The organism is Vibrio sp. 10N.222.47.A9, from assembly GCF_963872585.1.
Lineage (GTDB): Bacteria > Pseudomonadota > Gammaproteobacteria > Enterobacterales > Vibrionaceae > Vibrio > Vibrio splendidus.
Genome location: NZ_CAWNBB010000033.1, coordinates 1 through 20,912 on the forward strand (window position 1 = coordinate 1; position 20,912 = coordinate 20,912).

Here is a 20,912-nt window from a genome sequence, read left to right on the forward strand (position 1 = left end):
TAGAGCAGATGCGAGATTCGAAGAGCTTGAGAGCAGAAAGAGACTAGAAGAAGGAAGATGACATGGAAGACACCACTTACAAAATGCTTTATGACGCACCAATAGGCAAGATGATCATTGTGAGTAATGGTGTGTCGCTTATTGAAATTGACCATGTAAATCATGAAGAGCTAATGACTAGCAATCCAGATGACCTTTGCCAACGGGCGGCGAAACAGTTAGATGAGTACTTTGCAGGAAAACGTACAAGCTTTGATTTACCACTGCTGCCAAAGGGGACTGATTTTCAACGCAAGGCATGGACAGCTTTAACAACCATTCCTTATGGCGAAACCATCAGTTACGGTGAGCAAGCAAAGAGAATGGACAACCCAAAAGCCGTAAGAGCTGTGGGTGGCGCAAATGGCAAGAATCCATTTAGTATTGTTGTTCCCTGCCATAGGGTCATCGGCGCGAATGGAACATTAACCGGCTACACCGGCGGCATGAACCGCAAAGAGTGGTTGTTGGATTTCGAGCTAAAAATGGTAAACAACGAGCTAAAAATCTCAAACAAACAGATAGCCGAATAAACCAAGATACGTGTTTAAGTGCTCTTTAAATCTTCGCGACAGCCCTTTAAATCTTCGCAACAGCCATAGCGGAACGTTGTTTTTTCGCCACCCATAACCCGCCAACGATAAGAACAAAAAACAGAATATGCAGCCATAACTTTGGCCCGACATCGGTGTTCAGTGCAGATAACGTACTGATAGACGGTAACTGTTTTGTCGTCACGAGTTTCACTACCCATTCATTGGCTGGCGTTGCAATAAGCGTGGTTATCCAACCCAATACAGCGATTTGGATGAGGTTAACGGAAAACGATGAATTGAAGATAAAAATAAGATTCGAAAGAAAGGCATAACACAATGAAACGCCAACATGCACAACCCACGACAACACCAGTGCACTCGTTGGATCATAACCACCCAACGTCACGTACGCAGCAGCGTGTCGAGATGTCAGTGTCGACATACCAAACAAAGGCTGAATCAAGATAAAGGCAATACTAGCCATCAAGCCGACAAAAAATGTCATGATAAGCGTCTTTTTATTCATATTTTTAACTTCCATTAGAGAAATAGAACAACTTGAATAGAAAAACACTCCAAGTGTTCATCGTATTTATCTTCATCAAATTAAATTAAATTAAATTAAATTAAATTAACAGCTGAACGATCGTTCAATTACTGAAAAGTTAGCACTAACAAAATAGATGTGCAAGGTTTTGTTTATTTGATAAACAATGAGGAAATGAATCCATTTCGCTTCGATGCTTATGCTCATGCTCATGCTCATGCTTAGAATCAGGCTCAAACTCATCAAGAGCGGATGTCGGCCATATTGGCTATAAAATAGAAGCAGGATGAAAGATAGGTAGACAGGTAAACAGATAGACACTGGTTTTACTGGCTTGACATTGAGGACAGAAAAATCACAAAAAAAAACGGCCACACTCGCGTGCAGCCCGTTCTCGTATTCGATGAAAAGTAAGTAGCTATTTATCTAAAAAACATCTACTTAACTTAAACAGTCACTGCTTATCTTAAACAGTACTACTTAACTAAAATATCACCTGACATTTCAGCTGGAATTGCGATACCAGACAGAGAAAGCATCGTTGGTGCTAAGTCAGACAGCTTGCCGCCTTCTTTGAACTCAACGTCTTTGCTGCCCACATAGATAAGTGGAACTGGTAAGTTAGTGTGCGCCGTGTGGATGCCGCCCGTTTCTGGGTTTACCATCATTTCCGCGTTACCGTGGTCAGCGGTGATAAGCAGTTGGCCATCGGCTTCTTTGATTGCTTCAACCACTTTACCAAGGCATTCGTCTAACGACTCTACCGCTTTAACCGCTGCATCGTAAACGCCAGTGTGGCCAACCATGTCACAGTTAGGGAAGTTACAAACGATAGCGTCGTATTTACCGCCTTTGATTGCTGCAACAAGCTTTTCAGTTAGCTCTGGTGCGCTCATTTCTGGCTGTAGGTCGTACGTTGCTACTTTTGGAGAAGCAACAAGCTGACGCTCTTCGCCTTCAAACTCGTCTTCTTTACCGCCGTTGAAGAAGAACGTCACATGCGCGTATTTCTCTGTTTCAGAGATACGTAGCTGCGTTTTGCCTTCTTTCGATAGCCATTCACCGTAAGTGTTCTCTAGAGAAGCCGGTGGGAATGCACATAGAAGTGGGATGTCTGCTGCGTATTGAGTCAGCATCACGAAATCGATCGCTGGGAATACGTTACGCTCAAAACCGTCGAAGTTAGGCACGAACGCACGTGTGATTTCACGAGCACGGTCGGCACGGTAGTTCATGAAGATAACCGCATCGCCATCAACGATAGCTGCTGATTCTTCGCCTTCCGCTTTGATTTCAGTCGCTTTCACGAACTCATCGTTTTCATCACGAGCGTAAGCCGCTTCTAAGCCAGCAACCGCTGTATCAAACGTGAATTCACCTTTCGCTTCAGTAAGAAGGTCATAAGATTCTTGAACGCGATCCCAGTTGTTATCACGGTCCATTGCGTAGTAGCGACCAATAAGCGAAGCCACACGGCCTTTGCCCAGTTTAGCGAACAACTCTTGGAAACGCGCTAATGTGTTTTCTGCGCTGCGTGGCGGTGTATCACGACCGTCTAGGAATGCGTGTAGGTAGATTTTCTCTGCACCACGCTCTGCTGCCATTTCAACAGCTGCGTAGATGTGATCTTCATGAGAGTGAACGCCACCTGGAGACATAAGGCCCATGATGTGCACGGCTTTGTCTGCTTTAACCGCTTTATCAACAGCATTCACTAGCGCTTCAGTTTGACCGAATTCGCCGTCTGCGATTGATTTAGTAATGCGCGTTAGATCTTGGTATACCACTCGACCCGCACCAATGTTGGTGTGACCCACTTCTGAGTTACCCATTTGACCATCTGGTAGGCCAACATCTAAGCCAGAAGCCGAGATTAGCGTGTTAGGTTGGTTAGCAATAAGACCGTCTAATACTGGAGTATTAGCGTTCGCGATAGCGTTGTCTTGGTTGTCTTCACGGTAACCGTAACCGTCAAGGATCACTAGAGCCATTGGCTTCTTAGCTGACATAGGACTGACCTCGTTCAATTCAAAATAAATCGGTATAAAAACAAATTAGCGTAATTTTACTACAGTTTACAGTCAAAACTGTAGTGGAAGATCAAGAAAGGGCGCAGGTAGGAGGATCGAATATGAAAAAGAACGTCATTTTGTGTTTAAGGCACCTACAAAGCCTAAGCAATAATACTAGCCAAAACATCGTAGCCACCATTCTGAATTAACATTCAATTACATACTAAAATCGAATATCACATTCAAAATGCACAGAATAAAACATACTCAACCAAGTGTACATATTGATGGTTTTAGCGTAAGATGCACGCATTCAAAATTCATACAAAACATTGGCTAGAGTTCATCATGTTATTAGAGCTATCATTTGTTGGTTTCTTTTCCTTTTCCTCACTCTTTTTGATGCGAAAAGTGGCAAAATCCATTGGCTTAGTGGATAAACCAAATGAAAGAAAACTGCACAGTGGCGCGATCCCATTGGTGGGGGGGATAGCGATCAGCTTAACCATTAGCCAGTTCATCGTTACCCACCCAGACGTTATCCCACATAGCCCACTCTTTTTAGCTTCTGTCATTACGCTGATTATTATCGGGGCGCTTGATGACAATTTCGACATTAGCTTTAAAATACGACTGGTAGTGCAAGCGATTCTCTCCATCTGCATGATGTATTTCGCCGATATTCGATTAGAGAACATTGGCAACCTATTTGGTACTGGCGACCTGCATTTAGGGTTTCTTAGCCCTGTAGTGACGATACTTGCTGTGATTGGCGCGATTAACGCGTTTAATATGGTCGATGGTATTGATGGCTTATTAGGTGGGCTTGCTATTGTGACCTTTGGTGGTATCGCCATTTTACTTCAAGTCGACAGCCAGCACGGCTTAGCGTATTTATGCGTGGTGTTCATTGTCGCAACCGTTCCTTATATCATGATGAACCTTGGTATTCTTGGGCGAGAGCGTAAAGTCTTTATGGGCGACGCTGGTAGCATGATGATTGGCTTTACCGTGATTTGGTTACTGCTCGGTGCCAGCCAAGACCCATTAGAAACCATGATGCGACCAATTACGGCATTGTGGCTAATTGCTGTGCCGCTGATGGATATGGCTGCCATCATGTTCAGACGTGTACGCCGCGGTGACTCCCCTTTCAAGCCCGACAGAGAACACCTACACCATATTTTCCAGCGCCTTGGTTTTACGTCACGACAAACTCTGGCCATCATTTGTTTGATCGCAGGTAGCTTTGCAGGGTTCGGTATCTACGGAGAATTCCTAGAGATTGCTGAATCGACCATGTTCATCCTGTTTATGTTGTGTTTTGCTTCATACACTGTGGCCATGAGCTATGTTTGGCGTATCACAAGCTGGATTAGAAGTTGGCGTAACCTTCCAGAAAAAGTGTACTAGTGATTAGAAATGTATTAATGGCTTAGGTTTTAAAGAGAAGATGATTAAGAGCAAAAGCGCTTACATATAAAGCCTCTCAAGCTAAACGCAAAAAGGGCCCAACCTCATATTGAGATTGGGCCCTTTTTATATGCTTGTCTTAGTTTGAGCTATTGTGACTGCTTTAGCTCTCTAACTCTCTAACTCTCTAATTTAACCAGCTAAGCACTGCGATAGTAGACCTGTCCGTTAACGACACATCAAACTATTTCGCTTCTAGCTTCTTCCACTTTCTTACTATCTTCGCCATCTTAAAAGAGTGCGTCATCGCGTAAGTGTGGAATAAGAAACACGCCACGATGGTGTAGAACATAATGAACTCTGGCACTTGGAAGTATTCGCCCAATAGGCCCAGCGTTGAGTACACCAATTGCACCAAGCAAATCACCACTAAAGATTCACGAGGTGTAAAACCGATACGTTGCATAATGTGGTGAAAGTGCTCGCGATCAGGGTGGAACGGAGAATGCCCTTTGCGAATCCGGCGGATCATAATGGCCATCATATCAATCAAAGGCACTGCGATTAACCACAAGGCGGTGACAGGCCGGATGACATAAGGCCCCTCTTCAGATTGCGTTCCACCAATTAAAACCCAGATGACAATGAAGCCGATCATCATACTACCGGCATCACCCATAAACACTTTACGCAGTTTGCCAAAATACCCTAAATTGAACAGAACAAAGGGTAATAAGATCACCACCATCACTGCCATAAAAAAGGTATAAAACTCGAGTTCATAGGCGAAGAACACCACACCTAACGATGCAAATACCACCATGCTTAAGCCACCCAGTAGCCCATCAATGCCATCGACCATGTTAAAGGCGTTAATAGCACCGATCACAGCGATGACAGTAACGATGCTATCAACCACGATAGGGAAATCCAGCACACCCAATCCGAACACATTACCGACATGAGAGAGGGTTAACCCCGTATAGTTCATGATGATCAAAGCTAAGATAGCTTGCACGCCCATTCTGAGCTTAAAACTGATATCAAAGCGGTCGTCGGCGACCCCAATCAATACCAGTACCGTTAAGCACGCCGCCGCTACCTCAACCCTCTTGAACTCAGCGGCATTCACGTAAAGGAAGTACAACACGGTAATGCAGAGAGAGATCCCGCCCACCAAAGGAACCACACCTTCATGATGTTTTCTGGCATTCGGTTTATCGACCAAGCCAATGACATAGCCTACTTTACGCATACAGTACAATACCGAAAAGGAGAGAAAAAAGAACATAGAGAGTTCGATAAGATATTCAAACAGTGGCATCGGTTTAAGCCTTGGAGATTGTTAGAAAAAGGTGATTCCATGGAACAATGAAGCGACAGCAATAAAGATAAAAACTATCGCGATTGATCGAACTTATATGCGCTACACCTTTTCAGTAGCGGTTTGATCCATTTCTGCTTTGCTGCCTTTCAGATAGACATTTTTATAACAGTAGTTCGTCGCTTCGATATAGCCATCGACGCTACCACAATCAAAACGCTTACCTTTAAACTTGTACGCAATCACACAACCATTTTTGGCTTGCTCTAAAAGCGCATCCGTAATTTGGATTTCGCCGCCTTTACCCGGCTGCGTTTCTTCCAAAATATCGAAGATATCTGGAGTTAGAATGTAACGACCAATAATCGCTAAGCTACTTGGCGCAGTACCTTGCTCTGGCTTCTCGACCATATCGGTAATGCGAATCAGATCATCACTTAAGTGCTCACCGGCAATCACACCGTACTTGTGCGTTTCAGATTCTGGTACTTCTTCTACCGCGACAATAGAGCAGCGGAACTGACGATACAAAGCGGCCATTTGAGCTAACACGCCTTTATCATCATTAATGCAAAGGTCGTCAGCCAGAACAACCGCAAATGGGTTATCACCGACCAGTTCTTTGCCTGTTAAAATAGCATGCCCTAGACCTTTCATTTCGCGTTGGCGAATAAACGTATACTGAGCTGAATCAATCAAAGAACGTATATCATCGAGTAAAGACTCTTTGTTAGTGCCTTGAATTTGGTGCTCAAGCTCGTAGTTCTTATCAAAGTGATCCATTAACGAGCTTTTACCGCGGCCAGTAACAACGGCCATGCTGGTCATGCCCGCTTGAATCGCCTCGTCAACGCCATATTCAATAAGCGGCTTGTTAACGATAGGCATCATTTCTTTTGGCATGGATTTAGTTGCAGGTAAAAAGCGCGTACCATAACCGGCTGCGGGGAATAAGCAGTGTTTAATCATTGTTTTATTTCTTAGGTTTTATTGACTGACGTATATATAAAATATTGCGGGTGATATTGAGGCATTTTCGCCCCAAATAGAGCCTCGAACTAAGCTAAGCTGAGGCACAATAATTATTAGAGTTTTGAGGTTTGCTGAAATATGAACGGCTCAAAGTAATGCACATTTGAAGCGTTACTGGAAAGCGCAGAACTAATCGCTGCCGAATAGATCTCGGGTATAGACCTTATCCGCGACATCTTTCAGTTCTTCGACCATACGGTTAGAAACAATCACATCCGACATCACTTTAAACTCGGCAAGATCTTCAATCACAGCGGAATGGAAGAACTCTCTTTCTTCCAGTACAGGTTCATACACCACCACTTCAATGCCTTTGGCTTTAAGACGCTTCATGATGCCTTGGATTGAGGATGCACGGAAATTGTCGGAGCCTGATTTCATGATCAAACGATAAATACCCACGCGCTGCGGGTTGCGTTTGATTATGGAATCAGCAACGAAGTTTTTGCGAGTAGTATTGGCATCAACAATCGCGCCAATGATGCTGTTTGGCACATCCGCGTAGTTAGCACGCAGTTGCTTGGTATCTTTTGGTAAGCAGTAGCCACCGTAACCAAATGACGGGTTGTTGTAGTGCGAACCGATACGAGGGTCTAAGCCGACACCTTCAATGATTTGACGGGCGTCTAAACCATGAGATTCAGCGTAAGAGTCCAACTCATTAAAGTAGGCAACGCGCATCGCTAGATAAGTATTCGAGAACAGCTTAACCGCTTCCGCTTCTGTTGAATCCGTAAATAAGACTTCAATATCTTTTTTAATTGCCCCCTCAACAAGAAGGTTCGCAAACACTTCCGCACGTTCACTACGCTCACCAACGATAATACGAGATGGGTGCAGGTTATCGTATAACGCTTTGCCTTCACGTAAGAACTCTGGCGAGAACATAAGGTTTTCACATTCAAGTTCCTTTTTAATGCGCGCGGTATAACCTACAGGAACGGTCGATTTAATCACCATCACTGCATTGGGGTTAATCGTCATCACATCTTTAATGACCGCTTCAACTGATGAGGTATTAAAATAGTTAGTTTCAACATCGTAATCTGTAGGTGTTGCGATGATGACATATTCAGCATCTCGATACGCAGTTTCAATATCTAAGGTTGCGGTGAAGTTGAGGGGTTTGCTGGTAAGAAAATTTGTGATTTCAGTATCAACAATAGGTGATATTTTATTGTTTAATTGAGTGATTTTCGCCTCTACAACATCTACAGCAATAACTTCGTGATTCTGCGCTAACAGTATGCCATTTGACAAACCAACATAACCAGTCCCTACAATAGCAACTTTCATTTTTTCTTCCTATAATTAACTTAGAATGAACGAATATACTTCATCCGTAGCTTATTGAATTTTGACAGGTATACCCCACTAAATAGGATTCAAATATATGACCACCAACACGTGAGTTAAAAAGTGACTACCATAATCGCCGCTATTCCTAGAAACAAATATAGTAATTCAAATCTCGCGTTTTTTATTTCCATAAACTCCCCCATTCAATTTCAAAATGCCTAGAGCTAAACTTTTCAAAACCACTACCAGGAGTGAGTGTTATTTCTCCAAAATAGACGTCACCATCTACAAGGTATAAGTCAACTCTAGCGTAGCTCATTTCTCCGCAGAGTTTAATTGCGAGCTCAGCCATAAAATCGAGCTCTTTCTTAGCTGGAAGACAATACTTTCCATTAGGTCGTAAAACTTGTAGGTCTAGAAGGTTCAAGTTTGAATCATAGTAGTTGCGGTGATGATCTTCATACCGACCAAAATCTACCTGTAAAAACCACCTCGGTGAACCATCATTAGTAAATACATGGAACTTGAAATCATGGGGTACACTCGATAGATTACCGAGCCTTTGTTCTATAATTACCTTTCTGTCATAACTAGAATATTGCACTTCACCGTACAATTCTCCTGCATATGATGAGCAGAGAGCTGACTTGAATTTTGAAACAATCTCAATATTTGATTTTTTTGAGGGCAAAAATTCAATATGGTCTAGACCACTACCATGATTTGTTTTTATAACGGCTGGTACTTCTAAATCAGGGATAGAGTCAAACTCGTCGCCATCAACTGACCATAGCAGTGGAATTAAGTATTCACTCCCAATAGTTCTTTTAACGTAGTCCCTGACTGCAAACTTATCTGACAACATTGCATAATGAGTAATATCACTCAACTTACGAGCTTGTATTTTTTCACTAAATAATTTAGGTGTACTAAATGAGAGAAAAAATTTGTGTTTAAATAAAAACATCAAACGAATTCTGGATGACAGTGGTAGCGATTTTATTATAAATTTTAATATATTTTTAAAATACATGTAACTCACCTAAGGTTCTTGTAAGCTATTTTCAAAATAGAAGGAGGAAGTAAATATGTAAAAAACTTAGACAATATTTTAATTATATTCAGCATGGAAACCCTGTTCATTGATTTCATGTGACAAAACCTCAAAAAAAGTTCATTAACCCCTTTCCGATAACCATTTCTCCTAAATAATGTGGCGTTAGAGATTCTAAAATCTAAAACGACATCATCTAAATTAGCAAATATGAAACCTTCTCTGAGCAACTCAACCCAAAAACACATATCTTCAGTTAATATATTATCTGTTGGGTATCGAAAACCTTTTTCAAATAAACAGATATCAAATATTACAGTTGGGTGGATGAGAGGGCACCGTGAGATACTATAATCTACTATTTCACTATGTTTTAAGGGTACTTTCTTGCATTCTAACGCCATATCATTGCCAAATTCTCTACAGTATGCACCTGATAGAGAGACTTCAGGATTATTTTTCATGAAGCTGACTTGCTTGGATAATCGTTCCACTCTAGAAATGTCATCACTATCCATTCTAGCGATATATTTAAAGTAATTTCTATCAACTACAATGTCAATTAATTCATTTAGCGCATGAGCAAGCCCCATATTTGAATCTGAGAATATAACTTGAACATAATCATTGTTAGAAACATCCCTTAAAAACATTTCCATCTCACTTTTAACGGGGCCATCTACATATATATAAACTTCAAACTTATGATAACTTTGATTTAAAATACTATCGATAGACTCTTTAAAATCGATGAGAGAATCATTAATATATACACTCATGATTACAGCTACATAGTCATCTTGAATCACTTGATGTACCCTCTTAAAAATAAATTAAATTTTCTTCCAAAACAAATTGAGACCAATCTTAGCAGGTCTTTTAAGGAGTGGGATTTTACAAGATTTCGATACTGATACATGATTGCGGACTTAATATTATTGTTTAATAGACACCTATGGCTATAGTTTCTATTTATCCAATATACATGCTCATCTAATTCGCATTGAGTAAACTCATTATAGTCCTCAGCATAAATAGAATGAATTAATGCAAACGCATCATCGTTTTTAGTATTAGATTTGGATACACTACTTTCTGAAAGGTAGTAATGATATAAGGTCAAAGGTTTATCTAAATAGCGAAACTTATAATCATTTTTTGCTAGCCTTAACCAGAGCTCATAGTCTTGAAGTGCAGGCATATCTTCATTAAACATACCAACAGAAATCATCGAGCTTTTCCTTAAAATTACCATCGGTGTTCCACCAATGCAATTTGAAATCAGAAGGTCTTTATATTTAAATTCACTTTTTGGTGATGACTCATAATTGATTTTATAGCTGTCAAAAACAATCCTAGCCTTGTGATAAAAGATATCAATCTCAGGAGAATCAGAGATAGCAGCTTCGATCACTTCAATTTTATCATGAGTGAATAAATCATCATCATCCAAAAAAGCAATGAAATCACCGGTTGCCCTTTTAATTCCCAAGTTCCTTGAGTAATTTCCACCTTTAGGAACTTCATTCCGAATTAAATGGCAAGAGATCTTATCTTCTAGCCCTTGAAATATAGAGCTTTCAACTTTCGGATAGGACCCATCATCAACAATTACAACTTCAAAGCCAAGTGAGGTCTGATAACTCAATTCATCAATAGTCTTTTTTAGTAACTTTGGCCTATTGTGTGTTGGAATGACAATTGATATCACGAGATTTACCTTTAATAATGAATATAGAGAGAATAAGAATTAAAGAGGTACAGAAAAAATCATATGAGCTGCCAATAGAGCCGCCGACTTGATACCTCATGACATAGTACATTGCATAACCTGCTATCAGCTTTAAACTTAGATTACTTGAAGAAAAACCATGAACGACCTCGCGTAAAGTAGTAATCATAAAGTAAGAAGAAATAATGATACCTAACAAACCAATTGATAGACCAGACTCCAGAATAAAATTATGAGGAACATAGCCCAGTAGTCCGACCGACGATTCCGCTCCATACCCAAACGGAGAGTCCATTATGAGGTCAAGAGCTTGCTTCCAAGTAATAATCCTAGGTTCATCCGAAATAATGTCAGGAAAATTCTCTACTCGACTACGGAGATGATATGGCAGCGAAGAAATCAGCAGATCAAAATAAAGAATAATCGAGTATATCAAGACGGATATAATAGAGAACCCAAGAAATAGGTTGTTTTTAATAAAACCAACGGATAAATATACGAAAAAGATTAACATTGGGAATATCAATGGGCTCCGACCATATAATGATAATAGAGATAGAAAACAAACTGTGGAAAAACCCAATATAACTAATTTAGTAGTATATTTAACTTTAGAAAATAAAATGATAAAGCATGACAATAAGGTACAAGATATCGGATGCCCCACTTGTAAATAATTTATCTTAGTCATATCTACCAAGTTGACACTGTATAAAACAGCGACTATTGCCCCCCATGCCACATTAGCCCATATATAATACTTTATACTTGAATAATTAAATAATATAGCAACAAGTGGAAATACCAGCATAATATTTAGATACTTTGACAAGTAAAAAAAATCAAAGTACTGACTGTTAAATACCCCAGAAAATATAACCAAAGTATAGAAAAAAATTAATGCACATAGGTAAGTTTTTACTTTCTTAATATACCCATATTTACTATCACTAATGAAAAATAGCATTAATAAAAAAAGCAAAGGCACAAGATTTAAATATTCTGACTGGATGTATAACTTAATAGTCGGTAAGTTAAGCAAGAAGGCGCATATAATGCCTACTAATGGGCCTATAGAAAATTTCAATGAAGTGGACATAATTATGGTTTGACTCAATTATATTATAGTTTCTTCTCTGCTGATTTGACTAATTCAACCCAATTACGAGACCACTTTTTTATTGAAAATCCAAGTTCAACAGTTGACTTGGCATTTTCAGATATTACTTTAAAATCTTTATCACTAATCGACTCTAAATAGTTGAGAGAATCAAGATAACTAGATTCATCAGGTTTAATTAAAAATCCATTATACTCATTAACAAGAATATTAGTTATTCCTCCTACGTGAGAAGCAACGACTACACACCCAACCGACATAGCTTCCAATAGGCTTAAACTTGTCCCTTCAGAACCTAGGGAAGGAACTAATGCAAAAGAAAAATTAGAATGAACACTTTGAGATTCTGTTTGGTGAAACCTAGTAATAGAGATATTTCCCGGGTATTTATCCCTTAGGTCTTCTATAATATGCTTATCTTCACCATCACCAGCGAACGTAAATTCCAATGTCCCCCCACCGGCAAGATATTTATCAATGACACGTGCGATCAGACCTATACCTCTACGCTCAACGAAACGCCGAGCAATGATCACTCGTTTATTTCTAGGCACCTCTTCGTTCGTGACTCTACTAAAATTCGGAATTACGCTAATTCGATTTTCGTTATGAGAACCATATGTCTTAATCCAATTATAATAATTATAATCCACACAACATAATATATCACCGATACTAGCAATCCTTCTTGCATTAAATCTTTGCAGAAATTTATATATTGGAATCAATAACAAGTTATTAAATATTTTCCTTTTTCCTTCAAAAGCCTCGATATCGTAAGCAATTCCATGTTGGATATTTATTGTTACATAGTTTGGAAGCTTAAATGCAAACTTATCAGTTCCGTAGATAACGATTGTACTAGCTCGGTCATAGTTACTAGCTATATACCCTCTGACGCCTTTTTTATCTGTTTTCCCTGTGCCTATCACTTTTATTGACTGAACTTCAACTTGGAATTCACTGTCAGAGAATTGAATAATCTCACACGAATAATTCCCGCTGTGAACTAAGTTCTTTGCCAACTCTTCTAGATATGTTTGTACTCCACCGATAGTAAAACTGTTTCTATCCTGATTCAGGATATTGTTAATAAATATAACAACTTTTATTTTATTCATTTTTCGATACTCTTAACATAACTACTTAGCGTTCGGGATTTGATTACTAATTTAAAACATAATTCTTTGATTTTTCTAAGCATCGACCCAAGTCTGCTTGGTTCCTGCCAGTGGCTAAACATAGCATCTAGCGTTGACAAGTTGTTTAACCGGAGCAAGTAACCATTCATAAGATGCATCCTTGAAAGTTCGACATCTTCTTTTTGATTCCAAAATAGCGATTCATTATACTTTATTGACACACCCACATTTTTTTTAAAAACATTTACACCACCCGGCATATAGAGATGTTTAGACCAATAACTCTCGGGGCATATCTTGTTTACATCATATGGATTATCCATCTCGGCTTTGTTCTCTAGCCAATAGGGTAAGTTACGATTTTTGAATACCTGCGGGAGTGACAAAACATCATAGTCGCCGCCATATTCATTAAATCCTGAAAACCAATTATCTGAAAGAATGTACCTATCGTGTAGTATACAAATATTGTTATATTTTGCAGACTCAACTATTATGTTCTTCTTCCTAGTAATCCAACCTAAATCATCTTTCTCATTGAAATTTATTAGCTTTACATAATCATTACTATAATTTTCTATTTCACCCACATTGCCGCATATAATAACTTCACACTTCGGTATCTCTTGAGATTTAATGCTTTCTATGATTTTGGCAATATAATCTTTTCTTTTACCTGCGGTTATGATGCCAAAAGTCCAATTATCAACGGAGCAGTCAGAGTAATGACAATTTTTCACCAACTGAATGTTACCTTTATTATATGCAGATATGTGGAAAAATCTCTGTATTAGTATTCTTAAAAAGATATCTTTTGATAAATCATGATGACCAGTTATTAAATTCACTTCACCTTGATACGCTATTTTATTTGAAATCTCACGTATTATAACTGGTGCATAACTTAACTCATTTTTTTCTAAGTAAATATTAACAGAATCAACATCTTCAAATTCTTTATAATTGGTCATTCTAATTAAATTAGATAATCTCTGAGAGATCTCATATTCCCGACCACGAGATTTATATAAAAGTTTCATTAGAAATAACCTTAAGACATATTGAGTAGTAAAAAATTGCTCCAAAAAAGTAAACTAAAGAGGTTAGCATCAATACTTCAGGAAATATTAGAGATAATTGATTACCAAGTAAATAAATAGAAAAAAAGGCAATAGCCATGATTAAGCTAGTATTTTTCATAAATTTAAAATATTTTCCTAAAGAAAGAAGTATAGTTCCCGAAAGATTTTGTAACCCAACTCCAATTGAAAAAAACCAAAAAGCTACGATATACTCGAAGCTCAATTGATATCTGTTTCCGGTCCAATTTTTGAATATTTCGTCGCCCAATATAGAAAGAGCTGTTGATATTAGTATAGATATTAACACACAGAAGCAAGATAGCTTTAAAAAAGATACTTTTGCATTTTCATTTTTTGAAGAAATTTCTCTTGTTAGCCGATGTATAAATGTTTCACTTACGACTTTAGAAACTAAAGTGCAGCCTAAAAATATCTTCATCCAAAGTGAAAAAGTCACCAAGTCTCTTTCTAAAAAAAAAATGGGGATCAGTATGTAAGATGCATTATAGATAAAAGACTCACACAATGAAAAAATCATATAATTTGTAGCCTTTGACGCGTATCTTTTTTTTATCTCATTAACGTTTATCCATAATTTTTTCACACTATAATCTATAAAAAAACCTTTTACCTCTGACACCTTGAGAAAAACAATTATGACCGAGATCATTCCGCTAATAAACATAAATATCGATGTGAGAATAAAACTGCTATCGTAGAAAAGAATGAAGATAGAAGAGTAAAAAAATACTGATTTAATTAATTCTATTTTTTGACAAAAAAGATATTTTTCTGATGCCAAGAGCGGTATTTTTAAATTATTGAAACCTACCGTTATAGATAACGTAGCACTGAAAAGGAATATTGAAATTGCACTCAAGCTGTAGGATCCATTATGATAATATTTATACATAATCAAAGAAGTAAATATTAACAATGTAACAAACATTATCATTAATGAAGCTATGGATAAAAGAGAGACTTCTGAACCAATATCATCTCCATCCAAGAACATTTTTCTAAGTCTAGCATACGCTGGCTTACTAATACCAAAATCAAAAAATACTAGATAGCTTGCTAACCCAGAAATGAGAAGGATAAATGACAAATCAGACTCATCTAAAGTTCGGATGAACACTGCAGGTTGAATAAAACCAAATACAATGCCAAATAGTACGGTGAAAGATTTAAGAAATAAAAGTTTGGATTCAGAACTGGATATATTTTTACTATTCATTTTAATATCATGTACCAGAAGTTCTCTGATCTTAGTTATAGATCTGATTAAAAATTAGTTGCTCGCTCTGCAACTTCCAGTGATAAAAATAGCTTCAAATCACTTGGAATCCCCAACCCATACATTCCATCAGTTTCTTTACCTATATTGTAAACACCAATTTTCTTATTGGCTTGAGCCATGTAAGTGTAAACTGGAGCAACATAAAATTCACCGCCACTGCGGATATTATTCTGAACCATATAGTCAGCATATTTACAAAAGTCGGCCCCGTTAGAAAAGTTATAAATTCCAACAGTTGCTTCATCAGACACAACCACTTTTTCGACCACTTCTGTTACATAACCTAAATCAGAAACTTTAGCATATGACCATTTAGAATCATCTGCTTTCATTGTTAGCATACTGCCGAATAAGCAACGTCTTTCCATATCATTGAGATACTCATTGATATTAACATCAACCCACTGATCGCTATTAGCAATCATCAATTGGTCATTATTTTCAAAATATTTACGCGCTTTTAGTACAGTAATTGCTGCACCTTCAGTAATACCGTCAATGGCAACGATTTCAAAATTTTCGCAAGATTTAGAGAAGATTTGATTCAAATCATATTTTTCAATGTGTTCACTCTGACAAACAAATATGAAGCGATGTTCACAATTTGGTTTAAGGTTATTTACAACAACCTCAATCATGTGCTTTCCATTGACATCAATAAGTGGTTTTGGAAGCTCATACCCTTCTTTTGCAAAGCGACTACCACGACCAGCCATAGGGACAACTATATTTAACATTTATTTCTCCAAATACTTATCATTAAGTGCACCGGGTAATTTTACTACCGTTGTCACTGTGTCTTCTAAAGCCTCAAAATCAGTATATTCACCGGGGTTAATGCGTAAAATATCGCCTGCATTGAGAACTATATTTTTCATTTTAGCTTTCCCCGTAACAATCATTGTTATTTCAGTGGCAATTTTATGGCAATGGCTTGCTTCTTTATCGCCTTTCTTAAATTTCTGAATCGCAACTTCTACATCTGTAGTTTTGAATAATGTAGGTTCAAAACCGCCCACAAACCAACCGCGAACAAAGTCATTAATATTATGTTTATCCATCATTATTCTCATAAAGGTAAGCTTTCATTTCTTCCATTTGTAATTTTTTGTTCCACTTAATAACATCAGTGCCAACAATTTTTTTTCCATCAATAATTAATTCAAATTCGATAATGGAGTAGAAATTTTCAGTTTGATATATGTTCAGTGCTGTAAAACACATATTTGTCGTTGAGTCAAAAATACCTTGAATGTACTCCTGAACTACGGAAGCCCCCTTAAACTGACCTGCGGGGTCAATAAGCAAGAAGTCATCTGAAAAAAGTGGGGTTATCATATCTATAGATTTACTATTAAAGGCTACAACATACTCTTTGGTCCTACGCAATATCTCAGAATGTTCTCTTCCAATATTGTCTATAACTTTTTGCTCATAGTTATTTAATTCATGCTCATCAGTAACATGGAAATAGCAAGATTTATCAATATCGATAGCTTTTACTTTACCTTCATTTAGAATTATTTCATTTAATGTTGGGGAAATAAAAAAACTCTCATTCGTTTTTACATCTTTACGTATCATTGCTTTAGCTGAATCAATGAACAATCTTGCAGACTTAAAATAATACAGACCAGCTACAGCTTTGTTACTAATTGGCATTTTTTCAGCAGCTTGTGTGACAAATCCATTCCTATCAACTTTTACAAACGACCATTTAGGATGCATAGCTTCAAAAGTAAATACACCGGCATCGACCTCCGAATCAATAAAGTGTTCTATATGGCTGTTAATATCAAAATCAAGTACTTGCTCAAAACTGGAAATAACCAGTGGTGAGTCGAGATCTAGCTCTTCAATTGCAAGTAATGCAGAGCAAGCCGAACCTTGTGTATTCCCATTAATAGCACAGCATTTAATTTTGCTGTCTAATAACTTCATGACATTATTTAACTGGTATTTACTTGCTTCTGGCTGAGGGAGGGCGACTGTGATTTTTTTGTCTAACTTTAGGTCTAAGAATGGCTTTGCTGCCCGCTCAATTAGAAGCTTACCATTAATATCATTTAAAATTCTTGGGAATTTATTTTCTTTTGAAACACTGAATGAACCGGCTCCAGAGAGAGGTACTAGGATATTAAGCATTCGACTCAACCTCTTTAATAAATTGTGTGATATTATCAAAATTTACATCATGGATTGTTTCTACTTTCAGTACATTAGCACCTGAAGCGTAAGCTGCTTTCAATCCATTCTCATTGTCTTCAACAATTAAACATTCTTCTGGCTTAAGACCTAATTTTGAAATTGCTAAATTGTAAATTTCAGGATCAGGTTTGCCGTTTGATACATCTTGGTTAGATAAGTAGAAGTCGAGATACTCTAGCAATGCAGATTTTTCCATCATCACTTTAACTGTATTGCGGATAGAGTTAGAAGCAACGGCTACTTGATAACCATTTTCTTTCAATTTAGACAAAGCAAACTGGTGATGAAACATTGGTTTACAGAGTTGGTGAGTGATGTCCATTGTATACTGTTGTTTCATTTCATTAATGAATTCATGCAAAGATTCAGGCAGAACATAAACCTTAGATAGCATTTTTAACTTTTGGCCTGTTGATAAACCATCAAAAGTTGTTAAATGTTCATGACGACTAATATTGAGACCGAAGATTTCAAGCGCTTTATTTAATGCATCATAATGCCAATCTTTAGCATCGATAAGAACACCATCCATATCAAAGATAACGGCTTTAATTTTATTTTTCATTGAAGTAATCTCGCGCTTTTGAAGGGTAATCGGTGCAAAGCCCAATATTATCAGACCATTGTGGATTCGAGTTAATAAACTCTCTCAAATCTGACCAATAACCTGATTCATCTTTTTTGTGTAGTTCGGGAGAAACCAGCACAACATTCTTATTATCTTTTAGAAATTTATCTAAAATTACCAAGTTCAATTTATTATCATTAAAGTTATCCAACCAAATTCCTTTGCAGTCGCCATATAACGAAGGTTCTTCTTCGATATTTGAATAACGGCTAAAAACATTCATTGATTTTTTTAGGAAGCCAATCATATCCGGAACGGACATATCGAAATAAAAATGTTCATTCTTTATATCAAATTCTTCCAACAATGGTTGTAGTCCATCTGCTTTGATATTTAGTGCTATTTTTTGGTCTTTCCTAGAATGCTTACAAATACCCAAGAATGTATCAAACGGCATTGCATCTACACTGGGAACATCATGGCTAATAACCAGAGACTGATTTCTATCCCTAAGATCTGTTTCGATACCAAAACCATTAGAAAGTGCTCTTTCAAATGCTACTTTTGTATTCTGCTCAGATGTCTTAAGCCAAAAGCCCCGGTGGGCGATGATATCTTTCATAATTAGTTCCCAATCAAAATTAATTTAAAATTTGGTTTAGTATTTTTCCACACGCCCTTCCATCACCATAAGGGTTGTGAGCAAAGCTCATCCGTTTATATTCATCATCATCGTTTAACAATAAATCAAGATTGGCTGTAATTTTAGTCACATCAGTACCAACCAACTTAACCGTGCCTGCTTCAACGGCTTCTGGTCGCTCGGTCGTATCGCGCATCACCAACACAGGTTTACCTAGTGAAGGCGCTTCTTCTTGAATGCCACCGGAGTCAGTTAAAATGATGTGCGCGCGACTCATTAAGTAGATAAATGGCAGGTATTGCTGAGGCTCAATAAGGTGGATGTTATCAATGTCTGCAAGAATGCGGTTAACAGGCTCGCGCACATTTGGATTAAGATGCATTGGGTACAAAATTTGCGTATTTGGATGTGCTCTAGCCGTAATAGCAAGCGACTCACAAATGCGCTCAAAGCCACCACCAAAACTTTCACGGCGATGACCTGTCACTAAAATCAGTTTTTTGTTTACGTCTAAGAACGGGAACTGAGCTGAAAGTGTTGCGTTTAAATCACTATCAGAGTCAATTTTATCTTTTACCATCAATAGCGCATCAATCACAGTGTTGCCGGTAACGCTAATGTCTTCTGGATTGAAGTTCTCTTTAAGCAAGTTTTCTTTAGACGTTTGCGTTGGTGCAAAGTGATACTTTGTTAACGCGCCGGTGAGGCGACGATTGCCTTCTTCTGGCCATGGTGAATAAATATTACCTGTGCGAAGGCCAGCTTCCACGTGACCGACTGCAATTTGCTCATAATAAGCCGCCAAACTTGCAGCGAACGTCGTCGCTGTATCGCCATGAACTAAAACCACATCGGGTTTGAATTCTTCTAAAACTGGCTTAAGCTCTAACAAAATACGCGCGGTCACTTCATTGAGCGTTTGTCCTGCTTTCATCAAGTTAAGGTCATAGTCAGGCGTAATTTCAAATAACTCTAAAACTTGATCAAGCATTTCACGGTGCTGAGCCGTCACGCAGCACTTGGCTTCAAAGCGGTCATCGGCCGCTAGAGCATGAACCAGAGGTGCCATTTTGATGGCTTCTGGACGTGTGCCAAAAACCGTAAGAATTTTTTTCTTAGTCATTTTATGAAGTTTCCAACCGACAGGTGAAATTAAAGGAAGTGATTTTTATAACTTTTAGCCTCAGTATTTAAAATAGCCCTGAGACACTTTTTATTCATTTTGAGACAGTCTATTTTGGACAATCCCTTATAAAACCTAGATTTTGCTACCTTTTTAAAAACCGCCCCAATAGGCCGCCAAAACGGCTTTCAACCTTTAGGCTTACCACATAACTTGCTAGCCAGTCGCATTTGGGTACGCTACCGCCCTTAGGTTTGGCTCCTAAAGGCAATAGTCACAATTTGTTCGCTTTATGCGGTTTTCATACGGTTTTAAATATGCGGGGCATTCTAGCAAAGTAAGTGCATATTAACCAGTTTGAAGTTGACTCTTGCATGACAAACAACTCACCACGCATTCAGCCACCGGAAGCATTGTACGTCTTGCAGGTATTGAGTGCCTATGTGGTAGCGGTTTTCTTGTGATGCGTCGCAGTAGCGCTTTTCTATATCAATGAAAATATTGCCGTTTCTATACAGCGAGACGAAGCTCGGGTTGTTGTTTACCGCCAGTAACGCTTTAATCTCTGTGCGTGTTAACCCCTGTGGGTAGTGGTTAACCAGCAGTTTCAAGAACTCGCCAATGCGCCCTTCTACTCGCGCTATCTCTTTTTCTAAAATGGTGACTTTTTCTTCCGTTGTCAGTTTTTTTAGGCTGATATCGTCCATTTGCCCTCTCCTTAATTCTACTTTTTTTTCT

The 20,912-nt window shown here is 38.2% G+C and carries 21 protein-coding genes; 2 read left to right on the forward strand and 19 right to left on the reverse strand.

Annotated features, from left to right (window positions below):
* Positions 1-62 precede the first annotated feature (62 nt).
* The gene (locus AACT19_RS09470) at positions 63-572 is read left to right on the forward strand and encodes a methylated-DNA--[protein]-cysteine S-methyltransferase (RefSeq protein ID WP_076646063.1); all 510 of its coding nucleotides are present in this window, start codon (positions 63-65) and stop codon (positions 570-572) included.
* A gap of 46 nt (positions 573-618) precedes the next feature.
* On the opposite strand, the gene AACT19_RS09475 is transcribed toward AACT19_RS09470, so the two are convergent.
* Positions 619-1,101 carry a hypothetical protein gene (locus AACT19_RS09475; protein WP_065608328.1) on the reverse strand — a complete coding sequence of 161 codons (483 nt, stop codon included), beginning with the start codon at positions 1,099-1,101 and terminating at the stop codon, positions 619-621.
* A 497-nt stretch (positions 1,102-1,598) separates the two neighbouring features.
* Positions 1,599-3,131, reverse strand: a complete 1,533-nt coding sequence (gene gpmM / locus AACT19_RS09480; protein ID WP_076646064.1) for a 2,3-bisphosphoglycerate-independent phosphoglycerate mutase — start codon at positions 3,129-3,131, stop codon at positions 1,599-1,601.
* A 351-nt stretch (positions 3,132-3,482) separates the two neighbouring features.
* Here gpmM and wecA (AACT19_RS09485) point away from each other — a divergent pair, with 351 nt between their 5' ends.
* Complete coding sequence (wecA, locus tag AACT19_RS09485) at positions 3,483-4,547, forward strand: UDP-N-acetylglucosamine--undecaprenyl-phosphate N-acetylglucosaminephosphotransferase (protein WP_065608330.1); 1,065 nt, start codon at positions 3,483-3,485, stop codon at positions 4,545-4,547.
* Positions 4,548-4,791: 244 nt separating this feature from the next.
* Here the strand turns inward: wecA (AACT19_RS09485) and wecA (AACT19_RS09490) are convergent, their stop codons facing one another.
* The 17 genes from wecA (AACT19_RS09490) to AACT19_RS09565 form a co-directional block, all read right to left on the reverse strand.
* Positions 4,792-5,871, reverse strand: coding sequence for a UDP-N-acetylglucosamine--undecaprenyl-phosphate N-acetylglucosaminephosphotransferase (gene wecA, locus AACT19_RS09490; protein WP_065608318.1), 1,080 nt, complete (start codon positions 5,869-5,871; stop codon positions 4,792-4,794).
* Positions 5,872-5,973: 102 nt separating this feature from the next.
* Positions 5,974-6,840: a UTP--glucose-1-phosphate uridylyltransferase GalU gene (galU, locus tag AACT19_RS09495; RefSeq protein ID WP_076646065.1), complete on the reverse strand. Its 867-nt coding sequence runs from the start codon at positions 6,838-6,840 to the stop codon at positions 5,974-5,976.
* A gap of 192 nt (positions 6,841-7,032) precedes the next feature.
* Positions 7,033-8,199: a nucleotide sugar dehydrogenase gene (locus tag AACT19_RS09500; protein WP_076646066.1), complete on the reverse strand. Its 1,167-nt coding sequence runs from the start codon at positions 8,197-8,199 to the stop codon at positions 7,033-7,035.
* A gap of 184 nt (positions 8,200-8,383) precedes the next feature.
* The gene (locus AACT19_RS09505; RefSeq protein WP_076646067.1) at positions 8,384-9,235 is read right to left on the reverse strand and encodes an ATP-grasp fold amidoligase family protein; all 852 of its coding nucleotides are present in this window, start codon (positions 9,233-9,235) and stop codon (positions 8,384-8,386) included.
* Positions 9,236-9,240: 5 nt separating this feature from the next.
* Positions 9,241-10,065, reverse strand: a complete 825-nt coding sequence (locus tag AACT19_RS09510; protein WP_083717876.1) for a glycosyltransferase — start codon at positions 10,063-10,065, stop codon at positions 9,241-9,243.
* Positions 10,062-10,967 (reverse strand): glycosyltransferase family 2 protein, encoded by a 906-nt coding sequence (locus AACT19_RS09515; RefSeq protein WP_076646068.1) that lies wholly within the window; start codon positions 10,965-10,967, stop codon positions 10,062-10,064. Before AACT19_RS09515 ends, AACT19_RS09510 begins: the two co-directional genes overlap by 4 nt.
* Positions 10,936-12,087: an O-antigen ligase family protein gene (locus tag AACT19_RS25525; protein ID WP_076646069.1), complete on the reverse strand. Its 1,152-nt coding sequence runs from the start codon at positions 12,085-12,087 to the stop codon at positions 10,936-10,938. The genes AACT19_RS09515 and AACT19_RS25525 overlap by 32 nt, the downstream gene beginning before the upstream one ends.
* Before the next feature lie 23 nt (positions 12,088-12,110).
* Complete coding sequence (locus AACT19_RS09520) at positions 12,111-13,229, reverse strand: glycosyltransferase family 4 protein (protein WP_076646070.1); 1,119 nt, start codon at positions 13,227-13,229, stop codon at positions 12,111-12,113.
* Entirely contained in the window at positions 13,226-14,290 is a 1,065-nt protein-coding gene (locus AACT19_RS09525) for a glycosyltransferase family A protein (protein WP_076646071.1), read from the reverse strand. The genes AACT19_RS09520 and AACT19_RS09525 overlap by 4 nt, the downstream gene beginning before the upstream one ends.
* The gene (locus AACT19_RS09530) at positions 14,274-15,569 is read right to left on the reverse strand and encodes a hypothetical protein (RefSeq protein ID WP_076646072.1); all 1,296 of its coding nucleotides are present in this window, start codon (positions 15,567-15,569) and stop codon (positions 14,274-14,276) included. Before AACT19_RS09530 ends, AACT19_RS09525 begins: the two co-directional genes overlap by 17 nt.
* Positions 15,570-15,616: 47 nt before the next feature.
* Positions 15,617-16,369 (reverse strand): glycosyltransferase family 2 protein, encoded by a 753-nt coding sequence (locus tag AACT19_RS09535; RefSeq protein ID WP_076646073.1) that lies wholly within the window; start codon positions 16,367-16,369, stop codon positions 15,617-15,619.
* The gene (locus AACT19_RS09540) at positions 16,370-16,696 is read right to left on the reverse strand and encodes a cupin domain-containing protein (protein WP_207551960.1); all 327 of its coding nucleotides are present in this window, start codon (positions 16,694-16,696) and stop codon (positions 16,370-16,372) included.
* Complete coding sequence (locus AACT19_RS09545; RefSeq protein WP_076646075.1) at positions 16,686-17,777, reverse strand: hypothetical protein; 1,092 nt, start codon at positions 17,775-17,777, stop codon at positions 16,686-16,688. Before AACT19_RS09545 ends, AACT19_RS09540 begins: the two co-directional genes overlap by 11 nt.
* Positions 17,770-18,405 carry an HAD family hydrolase gene (locus AACT19_RS09550; protein WP_076646076.1) on the reverse strand — a complete coding sequence of 212 codons (636 nt, stop codon included), beginning with the start codon at positions 18,403-18,405 and terminating at the stop codon, positions 17,770-17,772. Before AACT19_RS09550 ends, AACT19_RS09545 begins: the two co-directional genes overlap by 8 nt.
* Complete coding sequence (locus AACT19_RS09555; protein WP_076646077.1) at positions 18,395-19,030, reverse strand: hypothetical protein; 636 nt, start codon at positions 19,028-19,030, stop codon at positions 18,395-18,397. Before AACT19_RS09555 ends, AACT19_RS09550 begins: the two co-directional genes overlap by 11 nt.
* Positions 19,031-19,049: 19 nt before the next feature.
* Complete coding sequence (gene wecB / locus AACT19_RS09560; protein ID WP_076646078.1) at positions 19,050-20,174, reverse strand: non-hydrolyzing UDP-N-acetylglucosamine 2-epimerase; 1,125 nt, start codon at positions 20,172-20,174, stop codon at positions 19,050-19,052.
* A gap of 386 nt (positions 20,175-20,560) precedes the next feature.
* Positions 20,561-20,881: a hypothetical protein gene (locus AACT19_RS09565; protein WP_076646079.1), complete on the reverse strand. Its 321-nt coding sequence runs from the start codon at positions 20,879-20,881 to the stop codon at positions 20,561-20,563.
* Between the last annotated feature and the right edge of the window lie 31 nt (positions 20,882-20,912).

Coding starts and splice junctions, on each gene's coding strand:
- AACT19_RS09555 (WP_076646077.1), bottom strand. CDS start 19,030: ATGAAAGATATCATCGCCCACCGGGGCTTTTGGCTTAAGACATCTGAG.
- AACT19_RS09545 (WP_076646075.1), bottom strand. CDS start 17,777: ATGCTTAATATCCTAGTACCTCTCTCTGGAGCCGGTTCATTCAGTGTT.
- AACT19_RS09475 (WP_065608328.1), bottom strand. CDS start 1,101: ATGAATAAAAAGACGCTTATCATGACATTTTTTGTCGGCTTGATGGCT.
- wecB (WP_076646078.1), bottom strand. CDS start 20,174: ATGACTAAGAAAAAAATTCTTACGGTTTTTGGCACACGTCCAGAAGCC.
- AACT19_RS09520 (WP_076646070.1), bottom strand. CDS start 13,229: ATGAATAAAATAAAAGTTGTTATATTTATTAACAATATCCTGAATCAG.
- AACT19_RS09535 (WP_076646073.1), bottom strand. CDS start 16,369: ATGTTAAATATAGTTGTCCCTATGGCTGGTCGTGGTAGTCGCTTTGCA.
- AACT19_RS09550 (WP_076646076.1), bottom strand. CDS start 18,405: ATGAAAAATAAAATTAAAGCCGTTATCTTTGATATGGATGGTGTTCTT.
- galU (WP_076646065.1), bottom strand. CDS start 6,840: ATGATTAAACACTGCTTATTCCCCGCAGCCGGTTATGGTACGCGCTTT.
- AACT19_RS09540 (WP_207551960.1), bottom strand. CDS start 16,696: ATGATGGATAAACATAATATTAATGACTTTGTTCGCGGTTGGTTTGTG.
- AACT19_RS09525 (WP_076646071.1), bottom strand. CDS start 14,290: ATGAAACTTTTATATAAATCTCGTGGTCGGGAATATGAGATCTCTCAG.
- wecA (WP_065608318.1), bottom strand. CDS start 5,871: ATGCCACTGTTTGAATATCTTATCGAACTCTCTATGTTCTTTTTTCTC.
- AACT19_RS09565 (WP_076646079.1), bottom strand. CDS start 20,881: ATGGACGATATCAGCCTAAAAAAACTGACAACGGAAGAAAAAGTCACC.
- AACT19_RS09500 (WP_076646066.1), bottom strand. CDS start 8,199: ATGAAAGTTGCTATTGTAGGGACTGGTTATGTTGGTTTGTCAAATGGC.
- AACT19_RS25525 (WP_076646069.1), bottom strand. CDS start 12,087: ATGTCCACTTCATTGAAATTTTCTATAGGCCCATTAGTAGGCATTATA.
- AACT19_RS09530 (WP_076646072.1), bottom strand. CDS start 15,569: ATGAATAGTAAAAATATATCCAGTTCTGAATCCAAACTTTTATTTCTT.
- gpmM (WP_076646064.1), bottom strand. CDS start 3,131: ATGTCAGCTAAGAAGCCAATGGCTCTAGTGATCCTTGACGGTTACGGT.
- wecA (WP_065608330.1), top strand. CDS start 3,483: ATGTTATTAGAGCTATCATTTGTTGGTTTCTTTTCCTTTTCCTCACTC.
- AACT19_RS09505 (WP_076646067.1), bottom strand. CDS start 9,235: ATGTATTTTAAAAATATATTAAAATTTATAATAAAATCGCTACCACTG.
- AACT19_RS09470 (WP_076646063.1), top strand. CDS start 63: ATGGAAGACACCACTTACAAAATGCTTTATGACGCACCAATAGGCAAG.